Origin of the sequence: Paenibacillus sp. FSL H7-0442, assembly GCF_038593105.1 — a bacterium.
Lineage (GTDB): Bacteria > Bacillota > Bacilli > Paenibacillales > Paenibacillaceae > Paenibacillus > Paenibacillus polymyxa_D.
In genome coordinates this window covers 5,624,299-5,649,906 of the sequence record NZ_CP151963.1, presented here as the reverse complement: position 1 = coordinate 5,649,906, position 25,608 = coordinate 5,624,299, and the positions used below count along the sequence as shown (strand labels likewise).

30 protein-coding genes are annotated in these 25,608 nt (G+C 44.0%); 10 read left to right on the top strand and 20 right to left on the bottom strand.

What is annotated here, in order from left to right; genetic code table 11:
- Positions 1-24: 24 nt before the first annotated feature.
- Positions 25-372 (bottom strand): DUF3243 domain-containing protein, encoded by a 348-nt coding sequence (locus MHH57_RS25030; protein WP_318627769.1) that lies wholly within the window; start codon positions 370-372, stop codon positions 25-27.
- A gap of 116 nt (positions 373-488) precedes the next feature.
- Positions 489-1,403 (bottom strand): phosphatidate cytidylyltransferase, encoded by a 915-nt coding sequence (locus MHH57_RS25025; RefSeq protein WP_165145549.1) that lies wholly within the window; start codon positions 1,401-1,403, stop codon positions 489-491.
- Between the two features lie 95 nt (positions 1,404-1,498).
- Here MHH57_RS25025 and MHH57_RS25020 point away from each other — a divergent pair, with 95 nt between their 5' ends.
- On the top strand, positions 1,499-2,041 hold the full coding sequence (locus MHH57_RS25020; protein WP_039271982.1) for a hypothetical protein: 543 nt from the start codon (positions 1,499-1,501) through the stop codon (positions 2,039-2,041).
- 18 nt (positions 2,042-2,059) lie between these two features.
- On the opposite strand, the gene MHH57_RS25015 is transcribed toward MHH57_RS25020, so the two are convergent.
- A complete protein-coding gene (locus MHH57_RS25015; protein WP_340933730.1) occupies positions 2,060-2,950 on the bottom strand; it encodes a YegS/Rv2252/BmrU family lipid kinase in 891 nt (296 codons plus the stop codon).
- 139 nt (positions 2,951-3,089) lie between these two features.
- Between MHH57_RS25015 and MHH57_RS25010 the strand changes: the two genes are divergently transcribed.
- Positions 3,090-3,956: an SDR family oxidoreductase gene (locus MHH57_RS25010; protein ID WP_342434659.1), complete on the top strand. Its 867-nt coding sequence runs from the start codon at positions 3,090-3,092 to the stop codon at positions 3,954-3,956.
- 262 nt (positions 3,957-4,218) lie between these two features.
- On the top strand, positions 4,219-4,560 hold the full coding sequence (locus MHH57_RS25005; RefSeq protein ID WP_029518861.1) for a zinc ribbon domain-containing protein YjdM: 342 nt from the start codon (positions 4,219-4,221) through the stop codon (positions 4,558-4,560).
- 41 nt (positions 4,561-4,601) lie between these two features.
- Here MHH57_RS25005 and MHH57_RS25000 read toward each other — a convergent pair whose 3' ends face one another.
- Positions 4,602-5,357, bottom strand: coding sequence for an AIM24 family protein (locus MHH57_RS25000; protein ID WP_029518860.1), 756 nt, complete (start codon positions 5,355-5,357; stop codon positions 4,602-4,604).
- Positions 5,358-5,608: 251 nt separating this feature from the next.
- Between MHH57_RS25000 and MHH57_RS24995 the strand changes: the two genes are divergently transcribed.
- Complete coding sequence (locus tag MHH57_RS24995) at positions 5,609-6,661, top strand: LLM class flavin-dependent oxidoreductase (protein ID WP_069012299.1); 1,053 nt, start codon at positions 5,609-5,611, stop codon at positions 6,659-6,661.
- Between the two features lie 107 nt (positions 6,662-6,768).
- On the opposite strand, the gene MHH57_RS24990 is transcribed toward MHH57_RS24995, so the two are convergent.
- From MHH57_RS24990 to MHH57_RS24975, 4 genes are all read right to left on the bottom strand, one after another.
- Positions 6,769-7,278 carry a DUF1036 domain-containing protein gene (locus MHH57_RS24990; RefSeq protein WP_029518858.1) on the bottom strand — a complete coding sequence of 170 codons (510 nt, stop codon included), beginning with the start codon at positions 7,276-7,278 and terminating at the stop codon, positions 6,769-6,771.
- A gap of 82 nt (positions 7,279-7,360) precedes the next feature.
- On the bottom strand, positions 7,361-8,869 hold the full coding sequence (locus MHH57_RS24985; RefSeq protein WP_342434658.1) for an aminotransferase class V-fold PLP-dependent enzyme: 1,509 nt from the start codon (positions 8,867-8,869) through the stop codon (positions 7,361-7,363).
- 134 nt (positions 8,870-9,003) lie between these two features.
- Positions 9,004-9,480, bottom strand: coding sequence for a DsrE/DsrF/DrsH-like family protein (locus tag MHH57_RS24980; RefSeq protein WP_029518856.1), 477 nt, complete (start codon positions 9,478-9,480; stop codon positions 9,004-9,006).
- A gap of 96 nt (positions 9,481-9,576) precedes the next feature.
- On the bottom strand, positions 9,577-10,215 hold the full coding sequence (locus MHH57_RS24975) for a histidine phosphatase family protein (RefSeq protein ID WP_342434657.1): 639 nt from the start codon (positions 10,213-10,215) through the stop codon (positions 9,577-9,579).
- A gap of 315 nt (positions 10,216-10,530) precedes the next feature.
- On the opposite strand from MHH57_RS24975, the gene MHH57_RS24970 reads away from it, so the two are divergent.
- Positions 10,531-11,493, top strand: coding sequence for a radical SAM protein (locus tag MHH57_RS24970; protein ID WP_340957450.1), 963 nt, complete (start codon positions 10,531-10,533; stop codon positions 11,491-11,493).
- A gap of 161 nt (positions 11,494-11,654) precedes the next feature.
- On the top strand, positions 11,655-12,629 hold the full coding sequence (locus tag MHH57_RS24965; protein WP_029518853.1) for an aldo/keto reductase family protein: 975 nt from the start codon (positions 11,655-11,657) through the stop codon (positions 12,627-12,629).
- A gap of 32 nt (positions 12,630-12,661) precedes the next feature.
- Here the strand turns inward: MHH57_RS24965 and MHH57_RS24960 are convergent, their stop codons facing one another.
- A complete protein-coding gene (locus MHH57_RS24960; RefSeq protein ID WP_318627764.1) occupies positions 12,662-13,045 on the bottom strand; it encodes a hypothetical protein in 384 nt (127 codons plus the stop codon).
- Positions 13,046-13,091: 46 nt separating this feature from the next.
- On the opposite strand from MHH57_RS24960, the gene MHH57_RS24955 reads away from it, so the two are divergent.
- The gene (locus tag MHH57_RS24955) at positions 13,092-13,262 is read left to right on the top strand and encodes a hypothetical protein (RefSeq protein WP_342434656.1); all 171 of its coding nucleotides are present in this window, start codon (positions 13,092-13,094) and stop codon (positions 13,260-13,262) included.
- Here MHH57_RS24955 and MHH57_RS24950 read toward each other — a convergent pair.
- From MHH57_RS24950 to MHH57_RS24935, 4 genes are all read right to left on the bottom strand, one after another.
- On the bottom strand, positions 13,246-15,186 hold the full coding sequence (locus MHH57_RS24950) for an ABC transporter permease (protein WP_342434655.1): 1,941 nt from the start codon (positions 15,184-15,186) through the stop codon (positions 13,246-13,248). The genes MHH57_RS24955 and MHH57_RS24950 overlap by 17 nt on opposite strands.
- Positions 15,176-15,937 carry an ABC transporter ATP-binding protein gene (locus tag MHH57_RS24945; protein ID WP_069012292.1) on the bottom strand — a complete coding sequence of 254 codons (762 nt, stop codon included), beginning with the start codon at positions 15,935-15,937 and terminating at the stop codon, positions 15,176-15,178. The genes MHH57_RS24950 and MHH57_RS24945 overlap by 11 nt, the downstream gene beginning before the upstream one ends.
- A 102-nt stretch (positions 15,938-16,039) precedes the next feature.
- Positions 16,040-17,044, bottom strand: coding sequence for a sensor histidine kinase (locus MHH57_RS24940; RefSeq protein WP_342425449.1), 1,005 nt, complete (start codon positions 17,042-17,044; stop codon positions 16,040-16,042).
- On the bottom strand, positions 17,037-17,732 hold the full coding sequence (locus MHH57_RS24935; protein ID WP_029518848.1) for a response regulator transcription factor: 696 nt from the start codon (positions 17,730-17,732) through the stop codon (positions 17,037-17,039). The genes MHH57_RS24940 and MHH57_RS24935 overlap by 8 nt, the downstream gene beginning before the upstream one ends.
- Positions 17,733-17,922: 190 nt before the next feature.
- On the opposite strand from MHH57_RS24935, the gene MHH57_RS24930 reads away from it, so the two are divergent.
- Together MHH57_RS24930 and MHH57_RS24925 are read left to right on the top strand one after the other, a co-directional pair.
- Complete coding sequence (locus MHH57_RS24930; RefSeq protein WP_209947909.1) at positions 17,923-18,552, top strand: YfbR-like 5'-deoxynucleotidase; 630 nt, start codon at positions 17,923-17,925, stop codon at positions 18,550-18,552.
- A 174-nt stretch (positions 18,553-18,726) separates the two neighbouring features.
- On the top strand, positions 18,727-19,713 hold the full coding sequence (locus MHH57_RS24925) for an aldo/keto reductase (RefSeq protein WP_029518846.1): 987 nt from the start codon (positions 18,727-18,729) through the stop codon (positions 19,711-19,713).
- A 155-nt stretch (positions 19,714-19,868) separates the two neighbouring features.
- On the opposite strand, the gene MHH57_RS24920 is transcribed toward MHH57_RS24925, so the two are convergent.
- The 7 genes from MHH57_RS24920 to MHH57_RS24890 form a co-directional block, all read right to left on the bottom strand.
- A complete protein-coding gene (locus MHH57_RS24920; RefSeq protein ID WP_029518845.1) occupies positions 19,869-20,168 on the bottom strand; it encodes a spore coat protein in 300 nt (99 codons plus the stop codon).
- Positions 20,165-20,374: a hypothetical protein gene (locus MHH57_RS24915; RefSeq protein WP_029518844.1), complete on the bottom strand. Its 210-nt coding sequence runs from the start codon at positions 20,372-20,374 to the stop codon at positions 20,165-20,167. Before MHH57_RS24915 ends, MHH57_RS24920 begins: the two co-directional genes overlap by 4 nt.
- Before the next feature lie 32 nt (positions 20,375-20,406).
- Positions 20,407-21,543, bottom strand: coding sequence for a zinc-dependent alcohol dehydrogenase (locus MHH57_RS24910; protein WP_029518843.1), 1,137 nt, complete (start codon positions 21,541-21,543; stop codon positions 20,407-20,409).
- Complete coding sequence (locus MHH57_RS24905) at positions 21,540-21,920, bottom strand: spore coat protein (protein WP_039272188.1); 381 nt, start codon at positions 21,918-21,920, stop codon at positions 21,540-21,542. The genes MHH57_RS24910 and MHH57_RS24905 overlap by 4 nt, the downstream gene beginning before the upstream one ends.
- 40 nt (positions 21,921-21,960) lie before the next feature.
- Positions 21,961-22,212 carry a hypothetical protein gene (locus MHH57_RS24900; RefSeq protein WP_039271973.1) on the bottom strand — a complete coding sequence of 84 codons (252 nt, stop codon included), beginning with the start codon at positions 22,210-22,212 and terminating at the stop codon, positions 21,961-21,963.
- Between the two features lie 72 nt (positions 22,213-22,284).
- Complete coding sequence (locus MHH57_RS24895; protein ID WP_342434654.1) at positions 22,285-23,823, bottom strand: FAD-dependent oxidoreductase; 1,539 nt, start codon at positions 23,821-23,823, stop codon at positions 22,285-22,287.
- A gap of 178 nt (positions 23,824-24,001) precedes the next feature.
- Complete coding sequence (locus MHH57_RS24890) at positions 24,002-24,625, bottom strand: GPR1/FUN34/YaaH family transporter (RefSeq protein WP_029518839.1); 624 nt, start codon at positions 24,623-24,625, stop codon at positions 24,002-24,004.
- Between the two features lie 264 nt (positions 24,626-24,889).
- Between MHH57_RS24890 and MHH57_RS24885 the strand changes: the two genes are divergently transcribed.
- Positions 24,890-25,549, top strand: coding sequence for a hypothetical protein (locus MHH57_RS24885; RefSeq protein WP_029518838.1), 660 nt, complete (start codon positions 24,890-24,892; stop codon positions 25,547-25,549).
- Positions 25,550-25,608: the final 59 nt, after the last annotated feature.

Below are 25,608 nucleotides of genomic sequence, written 5' to 3'. Positions count from 1 at the left end.
GCAAGATATTGTGTTTCATCATCACTATTCATACGAGGTTTGAGCCACGCGTACTAGCATATGGGCAAGCGCATGCTGCTGCTCCTTGTCCCCCGCTTTCCACAGCTCCTGGAGGAGCTTCTCCTCGCTGTTTCGAGGTTCTTCTTTGGCTGCCAGATATCCAGCTATCTTCTCAGCTGCTTTTGCGATCAATTCTTCATTCAAACCAATATTTTGAGCCATTTCAATCTTGTCGCTCAAATAACTTTTGAATGAATCAAAGCTGCCCAGAATGTCATCCTTTTTGTTGTCGTCTATCCGATTTAATACGTCATCTACCTTGTTCAAGGCCACTTCGCCTTCCTTATTCACAACATGATTGTGCTCTGCCATTTCTAACGCCTCCTCAAGATCGTTTTCTAGGATAAGGACTGCTTACGGTACGGTAGTACTTACCCCGGCTAACCAAAATGAAACCGATGAGAAGCGGAGTATTGCGGAGGTAATCGCTACATAAAGTCAAAAAAATAACGAATTACGTGGAAAAAGACGGGTGAGGTGTAGGTCAAACTATCCACCCGGCTTAAATAGCTTTTTTTCAAAGCATCGAACTTATCATCATCGCCGATTAATAAATCCCGCTTCAGCACGGAAACCGTTAAACTGCCAAAGAAACCGCTCAAGCTGATCAGCATGCCGAAAATAATTCCAAATTTCAGGTCAAACGGCGTCAGGTAAGGATAGATGAAATAGGAAGCCGCTATAGTTACGGGAAAAGCGAATGCAAAGCCTTCCCAAGTTATATTGGGATTGGATGTCGGGACGATTTTCCGTTTTCCGAAATAGAGTGATGCTAGATAGTGTACGACATCATTGAGCTGCGTCAGTACCACTAGAAAAAGTACAAGTTTCGCTCCGTATTGTGGCGTAGCAAACTGAAAATAGGCCAGATGACTCAACCCGAAAACCATCAGCATGAGTCCCCACTGGGTCGAGCTGACACTGCGCAGAAAACCAACCGTTCCTTTGTTGATCAATCGTGGGAGCGGTAGCAGTAAGAATACATAGATAGGAATAAAAACAATAAACATTCCGTACCACCCGATATAAATCCAATAAAATTGTACGGGAATCGCCAAGTACGCCCATAGAAACAATCTGCGATCAGCTTTTCTGGATCTAATCATGGAAAAGTATTCTTTTAGCGCAAAAAAGGTGAGTGCCATCAGGGAAAGCAGTGAAACAATCGGATTGAAAAGAGTTGCCAAGCAAAAGATAAAGAACATACCCCACCATGTCTTGATGCGAAGCCCAATCCCTGCATAGTCTTTGTCTGGTTGTGTTTTGACTACTACTATGTAAATCAGATGGATGACCAATAAGGCTGTAAAAATAAGGATTAACGTTAATATCGAACTGTCCATTACCACTCACCAACTTATCGCGAAATAGGGTTCCATTAGGGTTCCTATGTTATTATGAAGGAATAATTCCAACTTGATAAGGGGAAATTTCGTAAATGGTAGCAGATCAATCCGTCTTTATCTTGCTTACGAATACGGGAACGTTTCTTACGAGAGTCATTAAAAGCTATACGAGAGCGCCATACAATCACGCCTCCATTTCCTTCAACCGGGAACTTTCGGAGTTATACAGCTTCGGCAGAAAGACCCCTAATAACCCTCTGGATGGTGGTTTCGTGAAAGAGGATATTAAGACAGGTACATACAGCAGATTTCCGAATACAACATGTGTTATCTACCAGCTTCAAGTAACCGACCGTGAAGTTGAAAAAATGAAGCGAGTTTTACATGTATTTATCCGAAGTCGTCAAAAATATATGTATAACTTACTGGGTTTGATTGGTATTGCACTCAAAGAACCAGTCGAGTTCAGCAATTCTTATTTTTGTTCGCAATTCGTCGCGGAAATTTTACAGCGATCCGGCATAAAAATATGGAACAAACTGCCCGCTCTTGTTACGCCAGACGATTTTCGGCAAAGTGATCGATTCCATTTGATCTACGAGGGGAAATTAAGCGAGTATGATCCTCAAGCTTGAGGACCAGCACCGCATGACTTAAACGTCTTCCGGCACAATTACCTCGATATGACGCGGTAAAATACCAAGCTCGATAGGCAAAGACGGCCCTTCCTCACCATCTACATTCGTACTTATCGGTTCTGCGGAGCTGACACTTACATGCTTTGCAGTAAAGTAAACGATATCACTATGATCCTTCAGGTTGCCTAAAAATAAGGATATGCTGGCCGTCACGGTGTTCAATATGTTGAGGTTTTTAAAAATAAAGCAGTGAAGCAGACCATCGTCAACAGTCGCATCGGGTGCCAGTTTCTCGAATCCGCCAACTGAATTGGTTAACGTGGCCAAAAAGAGTGGGGACTTTCCTTCCCAGGTCTTGTCATCATAGCGGACGATAAGTGAGTGGGCTGGATGGCTGATAAGCTCTTTCATGCCTTCTTTGAAGTAGGCAAATGTGCCAAACATGGATTTATCGTCTGACGATACAGCTGATAGCGATTCAGCAAGCGAACCTGTAGCAACAACATTGGCAAACATTCGGCCGTTTAAGAGGCCCATATCTACGTTTTTCACGCGGGCAGAAGTCAGTGTACGGATCGCCAGCTCGGGACTTAGCGGAATTTGCAAGGCACGGGCAAAATCATTGACTGTCCCAAGGGGGATAATCCCCAGTCTTGGACGGTGGTCTTGATCCATGAAACCGTTGATGGTTTCGTGAAGTGTGCCATCTCCACCGATGGAAACGACTAGGTCACAAGCTTCCTCACACGCATTAACGCAAAAACGGGTGGCGTCCAGTTCCTTCTCTGTCTCTTTAACCGTAACAACGTATCCTTGATCACGTAGAGTTTCTTCTACGTTTCTGACATGTTGGAGGGATTCCTCTTTGCCGGAAGAGGGATTTACAATGATCATAGCTTTCTTCATATACATGTTCCTTTCTCTAGGGGAAAGTTTGGGTTACCCACTCTTACCCGCAAAGCAGACCTTTAGACTCTAAATTAGACATGTGTTATATTTTTAGTTACTATATAAAAGTAAATAAAATCTGAATGGAGGATTTCATATGAAAATCGCATTAACAGGAGCAACAGGGCAACTGGGTTCCATCGTGGTAGATACGTTGCTTACATCTGTCTCCGCAAACGATCTTATTGTTAGCGTAAGAAATCCAGAAAAAGCAGAGAACTTACGGTCTCGTGGCGTTGACGTTCGTCACGGTGATTTTGATAAACCGGAGACGCTGGATCAAGCGTTTGCTGGAGTAGATCGACTGCTGATTATATCCGCTGACGGGGATAATGATACTAGAATTCGTCAGCATAAAGCGGCTGTTGATGCTGCTGTGCGTGCTGGAGTAGGCTTCATCGCTTATACTAGCGCTGCCAATGCCGCTGACAGCACTCTATTTCTTGCGCCCGTACATCGCATTACGGAGGAGTTCATTCGCGAGTCAGGTATTCCTTATTCCTTCTTGCGTAATAATTGGTATCTGGAGAATGAGACAGGCACGATCCGATCCGTACTCGCGGGTGCTCCTTGGCTAACCTCGGCAGGGTCCGGTAAAGTAGGTTGGGCTACCCGCGCAGATTATGCGCAAGCAGCTGCAAATGTTTTGTCTGGTGAAGGACATGAGAATACAATATACGAGCTCTCCGGTAAGCCGATTACCCAAGAAGAGTTTGCAGCGGTACTTGCTGAGGTTCTGGGCAAAAACGTTCCTGTCCAGCAGGTGGATGATGCTACGTATGCCGAGGTTATGCTCGGTGCGGGAGTCCCAGAAGGAGCAATCCCTATTGTGGTTGGTATTCAACAAGCGATTCGTGAAGGAGCCTTGGATGTCGTAAGCAGCGATTTTGAAAAGCTGTTGAAACGCTCCCTTACACCGCTTAGCCAAGGAATTAGTGAACTAATCAAGCAAATCCAAGCATAATAAACGTGCCGTAAAACGGATGCTGCCTACCTAGGCAACATCCGTTTTTAGTTATATGTTCACCTATGGACATTTTCAGCAGACAGAGCGCTTACATATGAGGTGCAACAATACTCAGATTAGTTTCATCCATGAGTGGAATCGTGACGGATTATCCAATATACTTGTAGGGAACTCCAAGGAAGACTTGGAGCAAGCTTGGTCTATCCAGGGAAGCTTAGCACAGCAGTAGAATTTGAAAATGAATGGAGTACATAATACCATGTCTAATTTACCAAATTGTCCTGAATGTAATTCAGAGTACACTTATGAGGATCGCAGTCTTTTCATTTGTCCGGAATGCGCTCATGAGTGGTCTACCGAGTCAGAAGCGGTAAGCAGTGAAGACATTAAGATCGTCAAAGATGCGAATGGTAACATTCTGCAGGATGGTGACTCTGTAACTGTCATTAAAGACCTTAAAGTGAAGGGAAGCTCATCCGTCTTAAAAATCGGCACCAAAGTAAAAAACATCCGTCTGGTGGATGGCGATCACGATATTGACTGCAAAATTGATGGTTTTGGAGCAATGAAGCTAAAATCGGAGTTTGTAAAAAAGAATTAAAATGTAAGAAAGGAGAAGCCGAGGGCTTCTCCTTTTTTTGTTTATAAGGGCGCTAACCATACGGTTCCTGTTCCCCTGTACACATTTACCAGCCCTTCGCCGGAAGCAGCCGAGCCCATTTTGGTTTTTCCAGATTTTTCGACGGTGAACTGTAAGGTATTGGACCACATGAGGGCAAAGTTACCATCCACCTTCAGCACATCATTTTGCAATTCTATAACGACCGCTTCCTCGGAAGGGATTGGCGCTTGAAGTGCCAGAACTCCTTTTCCGCGGGCGCTTAAATTAAATAACCCTTCTCCACCCAGTGCGGCAGAGGAAAGATTACTACGTGCAACGACGGATATGTCCAGCGTCGTGTCACAAGCCAAAAACAAGCCGTCTTCGATGGCAATATCATCATTGTCGACATCAATAAGCCAAATATATTGGTAGGTAGGCTCCAGCATAATGGTACCCGTGCCTTTATAGTGCGGTTTAATGGCACCTGTCCCTGTTACAGCGCCGGACACCAAGTTTCGCATTAAGCCTCCCACGCCTTTTACACCGGTAGTCATTTCCATGCTACCCACAGTATATTGCATGGCTCCCGCCTTCATCATAATCTCACTATTGTTGATTTCGATCATGAGTTGCTTGCGGCGCATGTTACTTTTGCTCATATAGTAATTGTCTTGCGCAGCCGCAACCGAGGTGCAGCTCAAATCTGTTATGTATTCCAGTACCGTAAATCCGCCTAATTGGTCAGTGATAGCAACATTGCTGTTATCCTTTAAATTATTAATAACAAAAGCCATAAATGTAAGTGCCTCCTTGTTGTATTCATGGTGTGGGGATGGGAAACTTCTTTGTTCCATACAATATTCGACAAAGAGACTTCTTTTCCTGCGGCGAATCTTGACACTTCCCTTGGCTGATTTTCAGACTCAGAAAAGGAGAGCTTGAAAAAGATGCGAAAAAGGTTCAATATAAAGATATCTGTTTTTAAAATGATTGGCTTCGAAAGCAGCCGAATGAGAATGAAACATGAAAATAGGGGGTAGAGCAAGTGGAGATAGGGATAAGCACGTTTGTAGAAACAACGCCGGATCCCCAAACGGGGGAGGTTATCAGTCACGCACAACGAATACGTGAAGTGGTCGAGGAGATTGTGCTTGCAGATCAGGTAGGGCTGGATGTGTACGGCGTCGGGGAGCATCATCGTAAAGATTATGCGGCATCTGCACCTGCTGTTATCCTCGCTGCTGCTGCTGCACAGACCCAACGGATTCGATTAACCAGTGCAGTTACGGTACTTTCATCGGATGATCCCGTACGTGTGTTTCAGGATTTTGCTACACTGGACGGCATTTCGAATGGACGAGCTGAGATTATGGCAGGCCGGGGCTCTTTTATCGAATCGTTCCCGTTATTTGGGTATGATTTGGATAACTACGATGAGTTATTTGATGAAAAACTGGAGCTGTTATTGAAAATCCGAGAATCCGAGAAAGTCACCTGGAAGGGCGGACATCGGCCTGCAATTCACAATTTGGGCGTGTATCCGCGTCCAGTTCAAAATCCGTTGCCCGTATGGATTGGGAGTGGGGGGAATCAGGAATCTGTGGTTCGTGCAGGATTGCTCGGTTTGCCATTGGTTCTGGCGATTATCGGGGGTAGCCCTGTACAGTTTGCCCCGTTGGTGGAACTATATAAAAAAGCCGCGAGGCATGCCGGTCATGATGCATCGCTGCTTCCGGTTGCATCACACTCACATGGTTTTATCGCAGAGACTACTGAGCTGGCAGCGGATAAGTTCTTCCCTTCCACTCAGCAGAGCATGAATGTGCTTGGGCGTGAACGCGGTTGGGGCCCTTACACTCGCTCCAGCTTCGATGCCGCACGCAGCTTTGAAGGAGCGTTATATGTAGGTGATTCAGACACGGTTGCCAAGAAAATCATTCATCTCCGTAAACAGGTAGGCATTACACGTTTTCTGTTGCACGTGCCCGTCGGTACGATGCCGCATGACGATGTCATGAGAGCTATTGAGCTATTGGGAACAGAGGTAGCACCACGGGTTCGTGAAGAGATATCCAAGTGGGAATCCGAGAGTAAATAGGTGGATTGATCTCAGTAGACAAAGGAGAAAGGGGCAGACCATGAGCGATATGGCCGCTCCTTTCTTAACTCTAAAATAATCTATATATGAGCTGATCAGATCATTTTTTATTTTGTCCGTTTTTTATGCGTGATGCGCTTTTGCAACAGGGTTTTACCTTGTTTTAGTCTCTTAGGTTTAGCAGGGACTCTGCGCAGGATAGGTTTCTCTTGGATTGCCTTGGAAGGCAATGTCATGCGGAGTGTGGATGATGCAGGTTTTCTTTGACTGCTGCTCGTTACAAAGTTGATGGTGTAGTCCAAGACGAACGGACTAACTGCGATTCTCCGCAGTCCCACGCTTCTACAAGTGGTACAGCCTGTATCCCAGCACCAATTGAAGGCATTCTCAGGAACTTGAGTGAAATATGAACCCCGCCATTCGCGTCCAAAATCATCTTCAGCGTAATAAAAGAACGTATTCCCTCCTGCGAAGCCGCTCCAAACCTGAATAGTCTGTCCAGGGTTAACACGGTACCAGCCTGCTTTAGAATAGTTAACAGGAGTACAGCTGAAGTCCGGATAGGCAAAGACCACAAAGATAGCCGCATTGGTACTGTTGCGAAAATTGAGACCCATTTGTCGTCACTTCTTTCCTCATATAGTAATCCTACAGAGTATTCTATGAGAGTTTTGAAAGAAGGGAACGGACACGAGTCTCTTAATCGCTAAAATTGAACCATTTGCTGATGTCTATTTTGTTATGTTCATTTATAGATCTCCATTCGTTTGATTCTGGTTGATAGGTATAATCTTTTTGCCAGGTCACGATGTTTTCTACGATTGCCCGTATGGAAGAGGCGATATAGGAGACTTCCTGATTCGTCATCATGGGATGGAGCGACAGACGCACCCAGCCCGGTTTTCGAGATAAGTCTCCTGCATCGATCAGGTCTGTCATTTGTTTAGACGTTTGGGGGTCGATGCCCAGCAAATAATGTCCGTAGGGGCCTGCACAAGAGCAGCCGCCCCGGACCTGAATACCAAACCGATCATTCAATAGTTTTACGATCAGGTTATAGTGAATAGGACCGACAACAAAAGAAACGATTCCCATTCGTTCTTGGCTGCTTCCTCCTAAAATGTGTAGTCCTGGTATGGTACTCAAGCTTTTTAGTAATAATGATGTCAGTTCCTTTTTTCGCTCCAACATGCGGTTGTATCCCATTTGTTCTTTCAGCCGAATGCAGAGCGCCGTTCGAACGGCCTGTAGAAAGGCAGGGGTTCCTCCATCCTCACGGGCTTCAGTATTATCTTTATACTCGTATCCACCCCAAGGATTGGTCCAGCTAACTGTACCCCCTCCGGGCTGATCCGGAGCACAACTAAGGCATAGTCTCGAATCCATAATTAAAACGCCGCTTGTACCGGGACCCCCAAGAAATTTGTGGGGTGAAAATACAATCCCGTCCAGTTTCTCGAGAGGATCTGTGGGGTGCATGTTAATCTCGGCATAAGGTGCGCTTGCTGAAAAATCAATGAAACAAACGCCGCCATGTTCGTGCATTTTGCGAGATAGCTGGTAAATCGGTACTTCGAACCCTGTAACATTAGAGCAGGCGGTAAAGGCGCCGATTTTGACAGGGCGATGCCGGAATTGAAGCAGCAGTCGTTCGAGATGAGTTGGATCGACAATCCCGCCGGGACCCGGAGGAAGACATACAACGTCTCCAACGGTTTCTGCCCAGGAAATATGATTGGAATGATGCTCCATATGTGTAACGAAAATAACGGGGCGCTCTTTTTTGGCGATGGGGTAGAGGGGCTTTAATTTTTCATGTATTTTCAATCCTAATAGCCGCTGAAGCTTATTCACTGCACCTGTCATACCTGACCCGGCGAACAGGATGATATCATGTTCATTGGCATGAACGTGGCCCTTAATGATTTGTTTCGCTTCTTCATAGGCTTGGGTCATCAGAGTTCCTGTCAAATTAGACTCCGTATGCGTATTCGCCACAAAAGGGCCTAATTCATGAGCTATTTTCGACTCGATGGGTCCATACAGACGGCCACTGGCTGCCCAATCCGCATAAATCAGCTTTTTTTGTCCATATGGAGATTCAAAGGTCTGGTGATATCCGATTGTACTTTCACGATACCTTTGGAAATAAGCCTCGTTAGAAGGCTGATACCTACAATTACTGCTTCCAATTCGAGCCATGAGCATACGGCGCCTCCCAAGTCGTTCTGTCTTCTTAGGGTACGTAAGTAGGTCCGAATGGGTTAAAAAAAATAGGCGAGTGTCATCATTTAGTCACAATAAAAGCCTCATCCAACAGCCGGATAAGGCGCAAGTCTATGCTATATAAACAACTGCATATCGGATTCGAGCGCATCTTTTAGATACGTTTTGGCCTCGATAATTTCCAGTTCAGGTATAAATTCTTCCGGTTTAAAACCCATAATATCCACCGATAGCTTACAGGCATAAAATTTGACGTTTTTCTTCCGGGCACCTTTTAGGAAGTGGATCAGCTTTGGGGCTTCATTGTCTTCCAACATTTCCGTTAGCATCAGTTTGCCCAGACCACTAAAATTCATATGGGACAGCGGTAAGGATTCAGGCCCTTTGGGCGTCATCAAGTCCATGAGTTTCTCGTAAATCGTCTTATCCTCAAGCGTCATCTTCTCGGGATCACGAACCAGTGATAATCCCCAGAACGCAAAAAACATCGTCACATCCACATCCAATTCCCGCGCTGTATTTGCCAGAATCAGTCCAGCCATTGCCTTATCATAATCGCCGCTGAACATAAGCAGATTCATTCTTTTATCCACAATTCCCGCCTCCATTACCAACAGATATATTCAGTATGGATTTGGGAATGAAAACTATGCATGGTTCACTGTGTTGTCTGAAGCCGCAAATTTTTCTCACGGCACACTCGACAACTCAGCAAAAGATATCCTGTCTACAATATCAAAACCGTTTCCCTGTCCTTTTGGCTTCACAACTACAGTACCCAAGTTCGGAATCTCGCCCAAACCAATGCCTTGAGGGAAACTGTGAGCAATGATAACTTTGTTGGTCCCAGAAGGTGGAACTTTCTCTATCACAGAAGTCAGTTCGGCTAATGTACTTTCCTTCTCTGCTGCGGTTACATCACCACTTAGATTGTAAATTCTAACCCAGAAGGGATCTACATGAACATTTTCTGCTCCAAAAGCTAATTCTGCCGTTTCCCTTGTTCGACAAAAGGGACTTGCTATAACTGGGGTTTGAATGGGGATTTGTAAGCTCTTTATCCTTTCCCCAAAAAGTAAGGCTTGTCTTTTACCTTCCTCGGAAAGATTCCTTTGGAGTGAGCAATCGCCTAAGACGAGATTAGGTTGATCTTCTCCTAGCGTTGCTTCACCGTGCCTAACGAACAGAATGTATCCACCCTGACGAAGAGAACTTAGTAACTCTGGTTTAACTGGTCTAGCTTCCGCTGTATTTATAGCTGCTCCCACGATTTGTATCGGAGTCATAAGAAGTAAAGAAAGCATGCATGCATAAACTAACCTTTTCATCTTCGCATCTCTCCCCCTAAGAATACAATTTTGAGATATAGTATATGTATTGAGGGAAGAAAAAAAACGGGGAATAGTATAAGTTACTGTTTCCATAGGCTAGGCGGTTGTAACCCTCTAACATTGAGTTTTTTACTATTTAACAATATGCTGCCAATCCTTTTCTGCGCTTTTTCTGCAGTTCCCTACCCAAAACATGACGCTACTTATGCAACGGTTCGCCGTTACCAATGTCATATCTACAAACCGTCCCATTCTGTATAATCTCAAGGGGAATTCAAGACACAAGCCTGAGATCGGGAGGATCATGAGAAAGTGAGTATAGAGAACAAATATAAAGCACTTGAACTGGAAAAGCCGGGCATCTACGAGCTGGAGGGACTGGAAGTCGGGGTCACCTCTAATTGCAACTTCAAGTGTGATTACTGCTGCGCATATCAGCGGAACGATGGGCAATGCATTAGCAGCAAAGAGGTCATTGATATTATTGATGACATTCCAACGTTAAAACGTGTGCGACTGTCCGGGGGAGAAGTGACCCTGAAGTATGAGGATTGTCTGGACATTGTGGCTCACTGTTCGAGCAAAGGAATCGCTACCCAGCTCAACACCAATGCCAGCTTGCTCAGCCCTGAACGAATTGAGAAACTGCGTGATGCAGGTCTTTCCAACATTCATATCTCCTTCAACTTCACGGATGCTGATAAATATGCAGCCTATTATCATGTTCATCCTCGCATGTATGAGAAAATTGTTCAAAATATCCGGTTATGTACCGAGGCCAAGCTGGAAACGGTGTTGGAGACGTTGCTGTTTGCGGAGACACAAAACAACATGCCAGCTATTAGCGAAATGGTATATGATCTCGGTGTGCGCATCCATGAAATCCAAAACAGCATTGTGATGGATCATACCAACTGGAACGCTATTTCCACCAAGGAAGCGCTCGTCCGTTCCGTTCATGACCTGATTGCACATAAAAAAGATGATACTGTATTGTATTTCACCTGTATGGACCGTTTCGCAGAAGCACTGGGTTTCAAGGAACAGCCGGGTGTGTATTTTTCCAATTGTGTTGATGGTAAAAAACAGCTCCATCTGCACGGGAACGGGGACATTCTGATCTGTGAGCTATGCCATCCTGTGGTCATCGGCAATATTTATGATGGAACATCCTTAAAGGATATTTACAAAAATAAACCGAAGCAGCTTCAGGAGTTTCTCGACAAACTGCCTTGTCCTGCATATGATGCGCTTTTTCCTGTAGGAAGCAAGTAGACATGATTTGAAATTGTGAAACTAAAGCATCTACCACCCTAACAGTCAGGGTGGTAGATATCCTTCATGTAACTCCATGAATCCTTTATCAATGATTTTAATGAAAGGGTTTACATGTTAAAATATAAAAATATAATTCTCTTATGAAAGAAGGAGTAGATATGAAATATAGAAATGTAGGCAACAGTGGTCTTAAAATTAGTGAAATCGGCTTGGGGAGCTGGTTGACGTACGGTACAGCCGCCGAGCAGGAAGCAGCTCATACCTGTATTGCCAAAGCCTTTGAACTCGGGATTAATTTCTTTGATACCGCGAACGCGTATAACCGGGGAGAAGGCGAAAAGGCTATGGGAGCTGCCTTGAAGTCTTATCGAAGAGATAGCTATGTATTATCTACTAAGGTGTACTTCCCTATGGATTCCGGTCCCAATGACAGGGGACTGTCACGCAAGCACATTATGGAGCAATGTGAAGCGAGTCTGAAGCGTCTGGGTACGGATTATATCGACATGTACTTTTGTCATCGTTATGATCCGGACACTCCTTTGGAAGAGACGCTGCGAGCGCTCGATGACCTTCAGGCTCAGGGTAAGATTCTGTACGCTGCTGTCAGCGAATGGAGTGCTGCCCAGCTCATGGATGCTTATGGGATTGGAAAAAGGCTGAATCTGCGCCCGCTGATTGCCAATCAGCCGATCTATAATATGTTCGAACGTTACATCGAGCATGAGGTACTTCCGGTATCCGGGCAGGTAGGCATCGGCCAAATTGTATTTTCGCCTCTGGCCCAAGGGGTCCTCACGGGGAAATACAAGCCTGGACAACCTTTACCGACGGGTAGCCGCGGGGCTGATGCCTCTGTCAATAATGTCATCAGCAGTTACATGAACGATACCGTTCTGAACTGTGTCCAGGAGCTGGATAAGCTGGCGAAGAATTTGGGTGTTACCCTGTCACAGCTCGCGCTTGCTTGGATTCTGAGAGAACCGGGTATCAGCGCTGCACTTATTGGGGCTACTAAACCGGCACAAATTGAGGAAAATGTAAAAGCAGTCGAAGTGACGCTGCAACCGGAGACATGCGCGGAAATTGAGCGGATTCTTAAGCAAGCAGAGGGTTTTGAACCTTTGCGTTAAGCATTCACACGAGCCTCTGTAGAGGCGAACCATTAACTAGCTCCAAGTATGGCATAAATACCTGAACCCACACTAAATACAATCCCGCTCACTAGAACGAGGATTTGCTTCTTACTGAGATCCAGCGGATCAAAAAAGATGGGTAATAGCCATTTTAGGGTGATGACAGACCATAAGCCCTCCAGTAACCCTAGCATCAACACCTTTTGTCCCCAGTGAAACTTCATTTGCGGTGTTAGCGGACCTGCTAGCATCAAATCACCTGAGGCACGGATATTCCAGCAAACGATAACCATGAATACAACAAGAGTTAATAGGGTTGACATAATATAGGCGATATCTTTTTTAGCCTTTTTCGTAAGTGTCGGCGATTTTTTAAACTCAGGCAAGCCAATTAGGAAAAAAACAATTCCCATAAAAATAGCCGCACCTGTAAAGGAAGCGAGTATGATATTGGCTACGATGCCGATGCCATTGATGAGTAATAATAAAATAAGCTCCCCCCCTTGGGGTTACGATGGTAGTTATTTTATTGTACACGCAGGAACAAAAATGCTCAAATATTTGGAAAAGCCCCCGGCACTTATGCTGAGGGCTTTTTTTGACTTTTTGCCGGTTATAATGCTGATTTAATGACCTTTTTATAATACAGAATGGATAGCACTCCAAAAATGGAATATAAGGCGGTGTACAGCACCATAACGATGATCATAGGCATCCAAATTTCGGTTCCAAATAAGAACCAGCCGGATTGGACGGCGAAATAGCTATGTGATAGGCCAATCACTAATGGAATGCCGAAGTTAAAGAGCTGTTTTATTTTAATGCCTCGAAGCAGGTCACTTTGGGTGAACCCTAACTTTCTTAACACCGTATAATTGGCTTTTTCATCTTCGCTCTCATCCATTTGCTTAAAGTAAAGGATACAGCCTGATGTAATGAGAAAGGTGAGTCCCAAAAAGCCAACTACAAACATGATCACTCCCATGTTCCGCTTCTGATTGCTGCTCATTTCAAGGCGGGATGTTTGTTGATCATTAAAATTCGCAGCTGCAAAGAGACGATTGGCTTCTTCAATCTGTTCTGCATTTATCATATCAATTCCAATATATAAGGATGATTTCTTTTGAATCTCAGGATTTACATCTTTCTTTAACCGCTCAAAGATGGTTTCGTCTACAATGACAGTGGGTACTCCCCCGGCTGCAAAATAGTAGGGAATGACATAATCCTTTTTTAGACCCACATATTGTTGAGGTATGACTTCTGTTTTCCCCTTCAAATCCAAGGGGCCAAAGTCTTTCAAGGACATGAATTTCTGTAACATATCATTATAGCCCGTTAAAACCGTTTGGCCTGGAGTTACATCCGTACCCTCCACAGATTGGTCGCTTACGACAGGCAGTGTCATGGAATCCGTACCATCATTTAATTGTTCCATAGGAGTCTCCATAATTTGCGCTGTCTTCACACTGACTTGAATCACTTCAATTTTCTTTTCACGATACTTTATATCATGCTCATGAAGTAACGCTTTGAATTTCTCCGCATCCGGTACATTCGTCATGGCAAAATGGGAAGGTACATTGTCCTCAGCTGCTTGATCCGCAGAATAATAGGCGATATAGCTTAAGGAAAGTAAACCGATGGCAAGTGCTGATACTGTCGTAATAATGGTCAACAACAAAGCATTGGACTTCATGCGGAACATAATGGATGAGAGAGATAGCACCTCATTAATGTTCAAATAGCCGCCTTTACTCTTTCTGATGATATTGGAAATAAAGCGGATAGATCCTTTATAAAAAAGGAGTGTTCCGATGATGACAGTGCCCAAAATAAACACCATAGCCATAAACAATTCATTTATGGATGTAAAGTCTCCACCAAATAATTTGGAGGAAACATAGTAACCTAAAGCGATGAGAGAGATGCCAATGATCCCGATGATCATCTCAAAGATCGATATTTTCTTGATTTTCCCTTCGGTGGTTGAGGTCACTCTGAACAAGGACAAAATACTTTGTCTTTTGATAAAAGAATAATTCATGAGCATGATCAGCAGGTAGATGACAACAAAAACGATGAGTGTTTGAGTCAGTGCTTGGTTAGAGAAATATAGAGTGGCAATGGCTTCGACGCCCGTCGTCTTAAATAAAATCATAATCACTAATTTGGAAAAGGAGAATCCAACCCCAATCCCAATGAAGAGGGAACTAAAGTATAAAATTAGGTTTTCAGCACTCAGGATGCGAAAAATTTTACTTTTAGTCATTCCGATCAATTGAAATAGGCCAATTTCTTTGCTTCGTCTTTTTATAAAAATATTATTGGCATACATAAGAAAAATGCAGACAATAGCGACCAGTAAAATGGAAGCTGCCCGTATGGAAGCTGCACCTTTAACAGACCCCTTCACTTCGTCCATGGAGGGATCGTACTGTAGTGTGACAAAAGCGAAATAGAGTGCAACACTGAAAATGAGGGCAAAAACATAAAGGTAATAATTTTTCAGGTTTTTTTTCAAATTTTTTAGAATGAGCAGATTAATGTTCATATTGGACCCCGCCTAAGACCCCTTGGGTTTTCATGATATCCTGGAAGAAGCTTTGTCTTTCCTGCTCGCCTTTGTGAAGCTGCGTATACATTTGCCCATCCTTAATAAAAATAACCCGACTGCAATGGCTGGCAGCGACAGGATCATGCGTGACCATAATAATGGTTGCTTTGCGTTTTTGGTTCAACTGGCCCAGCTTGTTTAATAAATCGGAAGCCGACTTGGAATCCAGTGCACCCGTAGGTTCATCGGCAAAAATAATACTGGGCTCATGAATAAACGCTCTGGCCGCTGATGTACGCTGTTTCTGTCCACCCGAAATTTCATTGGGATACTTATCTTTCAACTCATAAATCCCCAATTCTGTAGCCACTTCCTGAAATCTTCGGTTGGCTTCTTTCTTAGGCGTTTTGGTGATGGATAACGGTAAGAGGATGTTCTCCTTCACCGTTAGCGTATCCAGCAGATTATACTCCTGAAAAATAAAGCCTAAATGCTCTTTTCGAAATTCAGCCAGTTGCTTTTCTTTCATTTTCGTCATTTCGATATCATTGATTCTAATGGAACCTTGGCTCACTTTATCAATAGAGGAAAGAACATTCAGCAATGTGGTTTTACCTGAACCGGAGGCTCCCATAATACTGACAAATTCCCCTTCTTCAATAAGGATATCTATTCCCTTCAAAACCTCCTGCATATTGAACTTATTACCGTAGCTTTTACGGATTTTATGAGCTTCTAAAATGTTCACTTCGATGCACTCCTTATTGTTCTTGTAGCCTTATTATAAAAATAGAGCCGATGTTTTTCCTTTGATTGGGCGAACAATACATAAAAGCATGTGACATCTCTGTCACATGCTTACCACACTCACGAAATCATTTCGTTTGGGAAAAATTAAAGTGAAGGTTGTACCTACGTTCGGTTTGGAGTGCACATCTATATGTATGAGCAAGGTTTGTGCTGCCTTTTTCGTTAAATATAACCCCATACCCGTTGAAGTGTGATCAGAATGTTGGGTTGTGGAGGTAAAACCTTTCTCGAAGATACGCGGTATATCCTTCGGATCAATACCGCGTCCAAAGTCTTGAACCTCAAGCTGTATTCGATCCCTTTGTTCATAGCTGTGAATGATAATATCACTGGCATCGCTATATTTGATGGCATTGGTTAAGAGCTGTCTGATGATAAAAGCCAGCCATTTGGCATCACTCAGCACTTCCATGTGCTCAAGTTGGATGTCAAAACCGATCCCCTTTTGGATGCACCATGACTGTAATGCTTTGATCTCTTTAAAAACCAGAGATTTTAAATCCACTTGCTCGACATACAGATCATTTTCAATAAAAGATATTCGTTTGTGATGGAGCTGCTGATCCAGCAGTAAGTGAATTCGTAGCCATTCATAGGTTAACTGAGCTTTTAGGGACTTGTCGTCCAACCGCTCAATCATCAAATGCATGGTGGTCAAAGGTGTTTTTACCTCATGAATCCAGGATAATAGTTCATCTTTTTCATGTTCAAGTGTCAATTGATTTTGCGAGATGATCTGTTGTAACCGTTCGTTCTGGCCCGTGATTTTTTGTTCAATGATTTGCTCAAACGGACTCTCCGGTTCGCCTATACCCGTTAGTTCAAGAGAACTCTCCCATTTTTCTAGTGTGGTATAGAACTTGGTTTCCTTGGGATAACGAATGATTAAAAAAACCAAGAAAATCATCATAGATAAGAAGACGATATAAAGAATCGGCACTAACGGAATTGCTGCATCCACATAAGCAATGAACAGGATCAGGAATTGCTGACACACAAACAGTAGAATCCAGCTCCGCCTCTCTATAAGGTATTTTTTAATCATAGGCAGGTGCCTCTTCTGTAGCCATGTAGCCTTGCCCGACTTTCGTTTCAATGAAACGGCCCAAATCCAGCTCGTCCAATTTTTTGCGCAGGCGGTTCAAGTTGACGGTCAGGGTATTGTCGCTGACAAAACGTTCATCATCCCAGAGGCTTTTAATTAATTCCTCACGTGCAACAATTTTATTTTTTTGTTCGATCAGCAGCTTCAAAATAAAAATCTCGTTCTTGGTTAATTCGATGGAGCCAGTCTCATTGGCTACTACATTTTTTTCATAGTCGACCGTTGCGCCACACCATGTTTTAAGGGAGACAGGTTCTGTATTGTAATTATATACGCGGCGGAGTGTCGCCTGTAATTTGGCAATGAGTACATCAAAATGAAACGGTTTTTGGATAAAATCATCCGCTCCAAGCTGCATCGACATCACCATATCCGTAGGATGATCCCGTGACGATAAGAAAAGGATGGGGACGTTAGAGTGGGATCGAATCATTCGACACCAATGAAACCCATCAAATTTCGGCAATTGAATATCTATCACGACCAGATCAGGCTTTATCGTTGTGAATTCCTGAATGACTTTATTAAAGTCCTGGATGCCATACACATCATAGTTCCATTGAGTTAACCGATCCTTCATTTCATGGAACAAAGTTTCATCATCTTCAATTAATAAGATTTTGAACAACGAATTCACCACTTTATATTTTTTTCAGGATTTTGCAAATTCCTCTTTTATAAAGTGTATAGCAAAAATTGTGTATATGCTACATGTGTGAATTCCACTTGATATTGCGATAATCTGCTGTTAATAGTTGAGGTTTATAGTGGGATTTAGATTGACTATCTCATATATATATTAAAGGATGGATGCAATGATGGGGATTCACACGTATTTTCGGTCGCTAAATGAGCTGGAAAGAATCATCCGTTGTCCGGGTAAGTTTAAATTCGAGGAACACAGCGTATCGGCACATTCTTGGAAAGTCGTACAATACGCCAAAACGCTGGCTGATATTGAAGAGAGAAATGGTGTCCGTATTGACTGGAAAAAGCTATACGAGATTACGAGCAGTCACGATTACGGGGAGATTTTTATTGGAGACATCAAAACGCCAGTTAAGCACTCCTCTAAGGAACTACGATTATTAATCCAACAGGTCGAAGAGGGTATGATTGAGTATTTTATTGAAGAGAATATTCCCGAGGATTTTAAGGCTATTTTTCGCAAACAGCTAAGGGAAGGTAAAGATGATTCTGTAGAAGGTTTAATCCTTGAAGTTGCGGACAAGATGGATCAGGTATACGAAGCATTTGCAGAACTTCAGCGGGGAAATACGGAAAAAGAATTTATAGTCATGTACCGTAATGCACTTGTAAAAATCAAGAATATTCAATTACACTGCGTTGAGTATTTTTTGGAGAATATCCTGCCCGATATGGTCAAGGAAGAAACACCTTTATCCATTGATATCAAGAAGATTACGGAAGAAGCCTTAGCTTTGTAAGTGAATCTCCCTACCGTCCAGAAGCTACCGACCGCTTCTGTTCATACATAATAATTCTCGTTTCAAAACGAGACAATGCTTGACTTCAAGTTAACTTTAAGTAGTAACATACGGAATGTGACGTGGTGCTTAGGAAATACGATGACTATTCTGACAATTTAGGAGTGATAGAAATTGAAAAAGAAACAACTGGGTAACAGTGACCTTCAAGTATCTGCACTGGGTCTGGGCTGCATGGGAATGTCCGAATATTACGGTGAGTTGAATGAGCAGGAGTCGATCAAAACACTTCATCGTGCGCTGGAGCTAGGGATAAACTTTTGGGATACTGCCGATGTCTATGGTGTGGGGGAAAATGAAAAACTGATTAGCCAAGTCCTGCGGAGCCGCCGCGACGAAGTCGTATTAGCCACTAAATTTTCCATTATGCGTGGGGAAGATGGCGCATTTATGGGTGTAAGTGGCCGTCCCGAATACGTAAAAGAGGCATGTGATCGCAGCCTGCAAAGACTGGGTGTAGATGTAATTGATCTGTACTACCAGCATCGTGTTGATCCGAATGTGCCTATCGAGGAAACAGTTGGTGCGATGAGTGACTTGGTTCAAGCGGGAAAAGTCCGCTATTTGGGGCTGTCCGAAGCTTCTCCTGGGCTCATTCGACGCGCTCACAAGGTACATCCGATTACAGCGCTGCAAACGGAATACTCCTTATGGAGCCGAGAAGCAGAAGATGAAGTTATACCGGCGTGTAAGGAACTAGGCATCGAGTTTGTGGCCTACAGTCCACTTGGACGCGGCTTTTTGAGCGGACAAATTCAGAAGTTTGATGATTTTGCAGAAGATGATTTCCGTCGCTCTGTGCCACGTTTTCAACCTGAGAATTTCCAAAAAAATCTGGATCTCGTGCAGCATGTTAAGGACCTTGCCGCCCAAAAAGGGGTCAAACCTTCTCAACTGGCGTTGGCATGGCTGCTCGCGCAAGAGGGAATTGTACCGATTCCAGGAACCAAGCGGGTTACGTATTTAGAGGAAAATGCAGGATCCGTCGATGTTGTTTTATCCGCACAAGAAATGGAAGCTATTAACGCAATTATTCCAAAAGGAATGGCAGCGGGTCTTCGTTATCCTGCAGAACGGATGCCGAATTGGCAAGCTGAATAATGAAGCTAATGAGATAAAACCAAAAGCCGTCTTTCACGCTGATCGGCGTGAAAGACGGCTTTCTGGGTTTACATATACTGCTAAGGATGTGCTTTTAAAATCCCCAAGGGACGTCCTACGGTCAGGAATGTACGACCGAAGTGAGCGTCCTATCTTTATAAAACAGGGGCTTGCAATGCAGTATTGATATTTTGTAGATCCATCGTAAGCTGCTCTTTTACGTTCCATGGGTGATACCAGCCACGTTCGATCATGTATGTTGAAATCTGCTCATGCATATCAATAGCCTCATCCAGTTGCTTCGTAAGAATTGCCTTAATTTCTGGAGTTCCCGCTTCTGTTACGGCCATAGCGTAATTTCTCACACCGCTTTTGGCCGCGTTCAGAAAATCGGCTGCAATGACTTGGTCCGTTAAGGTATGCAGTCCGGTCAAATGCTCCAACAGTGTATTCATGGCTTAACCTCCTGTGAGATGGCTTGATCTAAGAGGGTACCGAGTTCTTGTAATTGGCGGGTCGATAAGTCAACATCCTGCTGTAATATAGCTTTGAGAGTTGGATCAGAGATTAATGCTTGCATGGTTTTAGACTTGGTAAGACACACTGTTTTGAACGCTGACAATTCATGGACTTCAAGTGTTTCGTGCAGGCCATACACCATATGACGTTTACCTCCAATGCTCCAATATATAGTTAAGGTTTAAGTACAACTTTGATGCAATTGTCCTGTCTGGTATCAAAAATTTCATATCCACGTTTGGCGTCGCTTAACGGAATGACGTGTGTAACAACGTCTCCTGGGTCCACCTTTCCCGTATCAATCAGCTCATACATATATGGCATATAGTGAATAACGGGAGCCTGTCCCGTACGTAAATTAACATTTCGCTGAAAAATGTCTCCCAAAGGAAAACCGTTATATCGTCCGCCGTAGACTCCGGTAACTTGAATGGTGCCACCTTTGCGCACAGCCTGTGTAGCTATGACTAGTCCTCCTAAAGCTCCGCCGTGAAGCTTGAGACCGGAAGCGAGAGATTCCAGCGGAGACATTTTACCGCTCATGCCGGAGCAGTCAATAACTACGTCTGCGCCTCCTTTGGTTATCTCTTTGAGGTAGTTGCCGACGTTTTCTTGCGATTCTACATTAACAATTTCCACATGATTTGTACGCTTCGCATGTTGCAGACGATAATCCAGGTAGTCTGCCGCAATGACTCGTTTTGCCCCTTTGAACCAGGCGAACTTCTGGGCTAGCAGACCTACCGGTCCACAGCCAATAACAATGACAGTATCCCCCTTCTTTACTCCGGCATTATCGACGCTCCAAAATGCAGTAGTCATGGCATCAGCAATCAGGCAAAGCTTCTCGTCAGGATGTTCACAACTCTCCGGAATTTTGAAGTGAGTGAAGTTGGCAAAAGGCACACGTAAATATTCAGCTTGTCCACCCGGATATCCACCAGTTGTTCCTGAATAGCCGAAAAAACCGCCCATTTCTCCATGCTCATTAGAATGATCACATTGACTTTCCAATTGGTTTTTACAATAAAAGCATTCACCGCACGCTATGTTGAACGGAATGATCACGCGGTCTCCCTTTTTTAAGTTGGTTACGCCGCTGCCAACTTCCTCTACAACCCCCATCGGCTCATGACCAATTACATAATCTTCCTGTAGATTCGGAATCATTCCATGAATGAGATGCAGATCTGAACCACAAATAGCGGTTGTCGTCAGTCTGACAATCGCATCGTCGGCTTTTTGAATACTTGGGTCCGGAACCTCTTTAACCACAACGTTTTTGATACCTTGGTAGGTCACTGCTTTCATGCCTGGTTTCCTCCCATATGTTCGTCCGGCGTGCGATCAAACATACCCTTGCGGGTGGTATCGTCTGGGAACAGTTTCATTTTACTGATGTCCACCGTCTTGTTGGCTGATAGTTGATCCAATTGATACTGCTTTTGCAGATCATAGGGATGAAACCATTTTTTTCGTACCATAAGATCAGTAATTTCCTGATGAAGAGCGATGCCTTGATGCAGTTGATTGCGCAACAGAGTTCTGGCATCTGGAGAGACGGTTTCCGTCAAGGCTACGGCTGTATTTCGAACTCCTTCCTTGACGCGAATCAGAAAATCCATCGCTAAGGTCGTGTCTGCCATTTCTGGCATGTTTAATGAGTTTTTTGGATCCACATAATCCATTTTAGCGGACTGGGTCTGATCTAATGTCACATCATTCACCTCAATTTAAGATTGGTGTTGGTCGGAATTCTGGAACAGGTGCCTGAAACGGTGCTTTAACATACAATGCTTGCAAATCGGCAATAGCTTGTATAGATTGCTGAACATCTTTTTCCATTAAATCCTTTAGCTCTTGATCGAATACCAAGCCCTGCATTAATTTGGACTTGGCTAAGCATAACGTTTTAAAATTAAGCGCTTCGTGGATTTCTAAGGACTCATGCGCCGCTAATGTAGACTGTTGGTTTATCATCGGATCACCTTTCTTTTATGTTTCTCAAAGGTATGTTATCCAGCCTAACTAGGTTTATTCGAAAGGATCGTGCTATTCGGCTTCAACCTTGCCAAGTGCTTTTTTGGCCGGTCCTTCAATGACTTCGCCTTGATATGAAAAGCGAGAGCCATGACAAGGGCAATCCCATGTTCTTTCCGCTTCATTCCACTCGACTTCGCAACCCATATGGGTGCATGTCGTGTCCACTAGGTGCAATGCTCCTTGTGGGTCTCGGTATGCGCCTGCTCTTTTGCCGTTTACCCGGATGACCGACCCTTCGTCGTGTTCCAGTTCTTCGGCTTTTTTGTAGCTGATGTCTAACTTTCCAGCAATCAAATGTTTAGCCACATTTGCATTTTGAGTTACAAATGTTTTAATGTCGGGGTCCATATGAAACCTTGAAGGGGAGAAAAGATCCTGGTAGGGGCTTTCCTCTCTGGTAATCAGATTCGTATTTAATAAGGCTGCCGCTACACTTGTGGTCATCCCCCATTTTCTATAACCCGTAGCAACGAGGATGTTAGAGGTGTTGGATAGTTCCTGCCCAATATAAGGGAGCTTGTCTAGCGTATACAAGTCTTGGGCCGACCAGCGATAAACGATCTCCTTTAATCCAAATGTTTGCTCCGCGAACTTTTGTAAAGCTTCATAGTACTGGAAAGTACAGATTCCTTGTCCTGTTTTGTGACCTTCCCCACCGACGATAACCATTGGTTCTCCGTTTACCATTACGGAGCGAAGTGAACGTTTTGGGGTTTCTGCACTTAGATACATACCACCTGGATAGATTTTATCGGTTTTGACCGCGAGTACATAAGACCGCTCGGCATGCAATCGCGCAAAATAAAGACCGTTGGGATCATTGAATGGAAAATGTGAGGAGGATACGACATGGTTGCAGGTAATTTTCTTTCCGTCGCTGGTTGTAATGATGGCAGGGTTTCCTTTTTCCACATCTACAACGGTGGTTTGCTCATAAATTTCCCCGCCCTGACGGATGACTTGGTTTGCCAAATATCTTAAGAAAGGTACAGGATTAAACTGGGCCTGGTTTTTCATCTTAATAGCTGCTTTAGTTGAAAACGGCAGAGGCGTTTGTTCGACATAACCTCCCGGGATGCCAAGTTGCTCGTAAGCTTTATATTCGTCGTCGATTTTTCCAACGTACGTATCTTCACATGTATAAACGTAGGCATCTTCTTCTGTAAATTGACAATCGATATTAAATTCTTCTACCGTTTGTTTGATAAATTGAAGAGCGTTATGGTTGGCTTCGTAATAGAGCCGGGTTTTTTCCTTGCCAAAATGGGAAATAAACTCGCTGTAGATCAAATCATGCTGTGCGGTAATTTTGGCGGTAGTATGACCGGTTGTCCCATGAAGTATCCGCCCTGCGTCGACGACGGCGACGTTTAATCCTTTTTTAGAAAGTAAATAAGCAGTGGTAATACCGGTAATCCCCGCACCTACAATGGCAACATCCACCTGAATATCCTCACTAAGTTTGGGGAAGTTAGGGATGTCAGTGGAAGCTAACCAATACGATTCGGGAAATTGCGGAAATGCGATACGAGATTTGCTTTGTGTCATTTTTACAAAAACCCCTTTGAATACAATTTATGTATATTGTTATCATTGTGGGGTTTTATATTCACTAAACGACTCTCTTTAGTATTTTTTTGATACAGGAGGGAGTGATGGAAAGGAAACAAAGCCGTCCTTAACGCGGATCGGCGCGAAAGGAGGCTTTGTGGGTTTAAATATGCAGCTAAGGACGTGGTTTAAAAATGCCGAAAGGACGTCCTACGGGCAGAAATGTTCGGCCAAAATGTGCATTCAGAACGGCAGCTCCTGTACCGTACAGCGAGAGTAGACCAATGCCCATTTCAGCATAAGCGGCGATGGTATGGAACACCTCTGGGGCGATGCCGAATGCATCGAAGCTAAGGCCGAGGAATAGAAAATCAATCAACACAAAAATAAAAAATAGGACCTTGTGCGTCTCCATGGCTCCAATGGTCATGAAGAGCGTGAAGATGAGATAGCCGGCAAAGGCAAAGCCGAGCTGTTTGCCATCTACAGCAGATGCCAGCTCTGAGCCGAATACGCCCATTTTAATCATCCAGCTACTAGCTACGGCTAACCAGAAGAAGGCGTAAGCACCAAATGCCGTCATGCCAAAGGTATTGTTATGCTTTGCATCCTGAATGCAGGCAAACAGCTGTGCAAAGGCACCAAGGAAAATAGCCCAAGGGATAATAAAGCTCAAGCCTTCAGTGAGACCAAGCTTTTGGGATGAAGCTACAAGTGTTACAATAGCCAAGCCAAACAGGCCGATCGCACTCGGATCGGCCGTTATGATTTTTACGTTAGCATGAGATTCATTTTGCATGAAAAAATAGAAGCCTCCAATAATGTTCAAATACGCGTCAATCTGCCGATGCCAGAATCACACTGACATATTGTAACGGAAACCGGCGTGCTCGCATAGTAGGGAATTCATAGATTTCTATCTATTACGGTGCCTGTATTAACGTTATTACGACCATCCTCGATACTGACTGAGGTAAAAGGAATACTTTCAGCTTGCTTTAATCTTGTTTTAAGCTTGACCAGGTACACTCAAGGCAATTTTCCTAGGAAGGATGTATAACAAATGAAGACGAAAAGGGCCGTTTGGATTCCAGCTATGATTGCAGTTACGGTAGCAGTTCTACTCGTCATCTACTATTACTACATGTCATCGCTCTCCGGCGGTGGACCTGGCCCACGGCTATCAGAAGGTGGGTCTACAGGGCCTGTGGGCGTACATCCTCGTGGAGAAGGGCGTGGGGGCAACGGGGAAATATTCAAGACTTTGGGTACGATTTCCGTATTTCTTGGTGCGGCCGCTTTCTCTTGGTTCTGGTTTAAGAAGAAGCTAAGATCGCCATCAATGTTGGTTAGAAGAGCCGGGCGGTTGTTACATTCCCTCCATAAACTTCTGGGTTGGGCGACCTTGATCCTGATTGCCGCTCATGGTATTTATTTTTTGATAACCAAGCTTCAAGATAACAAAACCTATACCGGGATTGCGGGATTTGTCATTCTGCTGGCGATCGCCGGGTATGGCTTCTTCATTAACAAAGTTCGTAACAAGTGGATGCGGACCGTACATCGTTTGCTCGGATTGCTTTGGGTTCCCGTGTTGCTGCTACATGCTGGCGGATCGGCGATTATGGCGGTCATCGCCAGCCTTGCAGTGGGGGTACTTGTCTGGGTACTGGAAAGAATCGTTGAGAAAACGACGAAGCCTGTTCCAGGGGACACTCCCTGATTATCTTGAATGGTGTTACCGCAGGATTTGTGATAATATTTACACCTATATAGAATGAG

Excerpts from the sequence above, each read along its gene's own strand:
- MHH57_RS25030 (WP_318627769.1), bottom strand. The coding sequence starts at position 372 with ATGGCAGAGCACAATCATGTTGTGAATAAGGAAGGCGAAGTGGCCTTG.
- MHH57_RS25025 (WP_165145549.1), bottom strand. The coding sequence starts at position 1,403 with ATGGACAGTTCGATATTAACGTTAATCCTTATTTTTACAGCCTTATTG.
- MHH57_RS25020 (WP_039271982.1), top strand. The coding sequence starts at position 1,499 with ATGGTAGCAGATCAATCCGTCTTTATCTTGCTTACGAATACGGGAACG.
- MHH57_RS25015 (WP_340933730.1), bottom strand. The coding sequence starts at position 2,950 with ATGAAGAAAGCTATGATCATTGTAAATCCCTCTTCCGGCAAAGAGGAA.
- MHH57_RS25010 (WP_342434659.1), top strand. The coding sequence starts at position 3,090 with ATGAAAATCGCATTAACAGGAGCAACAGGGCAACTGGGTTCCATCGTG.
- MHH57_RS25005 (WP_029518861.1), top strand. The coding sequence starts at position 4,219 with ATGTCTAATTTACCAAATTGTCCTGAATGTAATTCAGAGTACACTTAT.
- MHH57_RS25000 (WP_029518860.1), bottom strand. The coding sequence starts at position 5,357 with ATGGCTTTTGTTATTAATAATTTAAAGGATAACAGCAATGTTGCTATC.
- MHH57_RS24990 (WP_029518858.1), bottom strand. The coding sequence starts at position 7,278 with ATGGGTCTCAATTTTCGCAACAGTACCAATGCGGCTATCTTTGTGGTC.
- MHH57_RS24985 (WP_342434658.1), bottom strand. The coding sequence starts at position 8,869 with ATGCTCATGGCTCGAATTGGAAGCAGTAATTGTAGGTATCAGCCTTCT.
- MHH57_RS24975 (WP_342434657.1), bottom strand. The coding sequence starts at position 10,215 with ATGAAAAGGTTAGTTTATGCATGCATGCTTTCTTTACTTCTTATGACT.
- MHH57_RS24965 (WP_029518853.1), top strand. The coding sequence starts at position 11,655 with ATGAAATATAGAAATGTAGGCAACAGTGGTCTTAAAATTAGTGAAATC.
- MHH57_RS24960 (WP_318627764.1), bottom strand. The coding sequence starts at position 13,045 with ATGGGAATTGTTTTTTTCCTAATTGGCTTGCCTGAGTTTAAAAAATCG.
- MHH57_RS24955 (WP_342434656.1), top strand. The coding sequence starts at position 13,092 with ATGCCGATGCCATTGATGAGTAATAATAAAATAAGCTCCCCCCCTTGG.
- MHH57_RS24950 (WP_342434655.1), bottom strand. The coding sequence starts at position 15,186 with ATGAACATTAATCTGCTCATTCTAAAAAATTTGAAAAAAAACCTGAAA.
- MHH57_RS24940 (WP_342425449.1), bottom strand. The coding sequence starts at position 17,044 with ATGATTAAAAAATACCTTATAGAGAGGCGGAGCTGGATTCTACTGTTT.
- MHH57_RS24930 (WP_209947909.1), top strand. The coding sequence starts at position 17,923 with ATGGGGATTCACACGTATTTTCGGTCGCTAAATGAGCTGGAAAGAATC.
- MHH57_RS24920 (WP_029518845.1), bottom strand. The coding sequence starts at position 20,168 with ATGAATACACTGTTGGAGCATTTGACCGGACTGCATACCTTAACGGAC.
- MHH57_RS24915 (WP_029518844.1), bottom strand. The coding sequence starts at position 20,374 with ATGGTGTATGGCCTGCACGAAACACTTGAAGTCCATGAATTGTCAGCG.
- MHH57_RS24910 (WP_029518843.1), bottom strand. The coding sequence starts at position 21,543 with ATGAAAGCAGTGACCTACCAAGGTATCAAAAACGTTGTGGTTAAAGAG.
- MHH57_RS24905 (WP_039272188.1), bottom strand. The coding sequence starts at position 21,920 with ATGGATTATGTGGATCCAAAAAACTCATTAAACATGCCAGAAATGGCA.
- MHH57_RS24900 (WP_039271973.1), bottom strand. The coding sequence starts at position 22,212 with ATGATAAACCAACAGTCTACATTAGCGGCGCATGAGTCCTTAGAAATC.
- MHH57_RS24895 (WP_342434654.1), bottom strand. The coding sequence starts at position 23,823 with ATGACACAAAGCAAATCTCGTATCGCATTTCCGCAATTTCCCGAATCG.
- MHH57_RS24890 (WP_029518839.1), bottom strand. The coding sequence starts at position 24,625 with ATGCAAAATGAATCTCATGCTAACGTAAAAATCATAACGGCCGATCCG.
- MHH57_RS24885 (WP_029518838.1), top strand. The coding sequence starts at position 24,890 with ATGAAGACGAAAAGGGCCGTTTGGATTCCAGCTATGATTGCAGTTACG.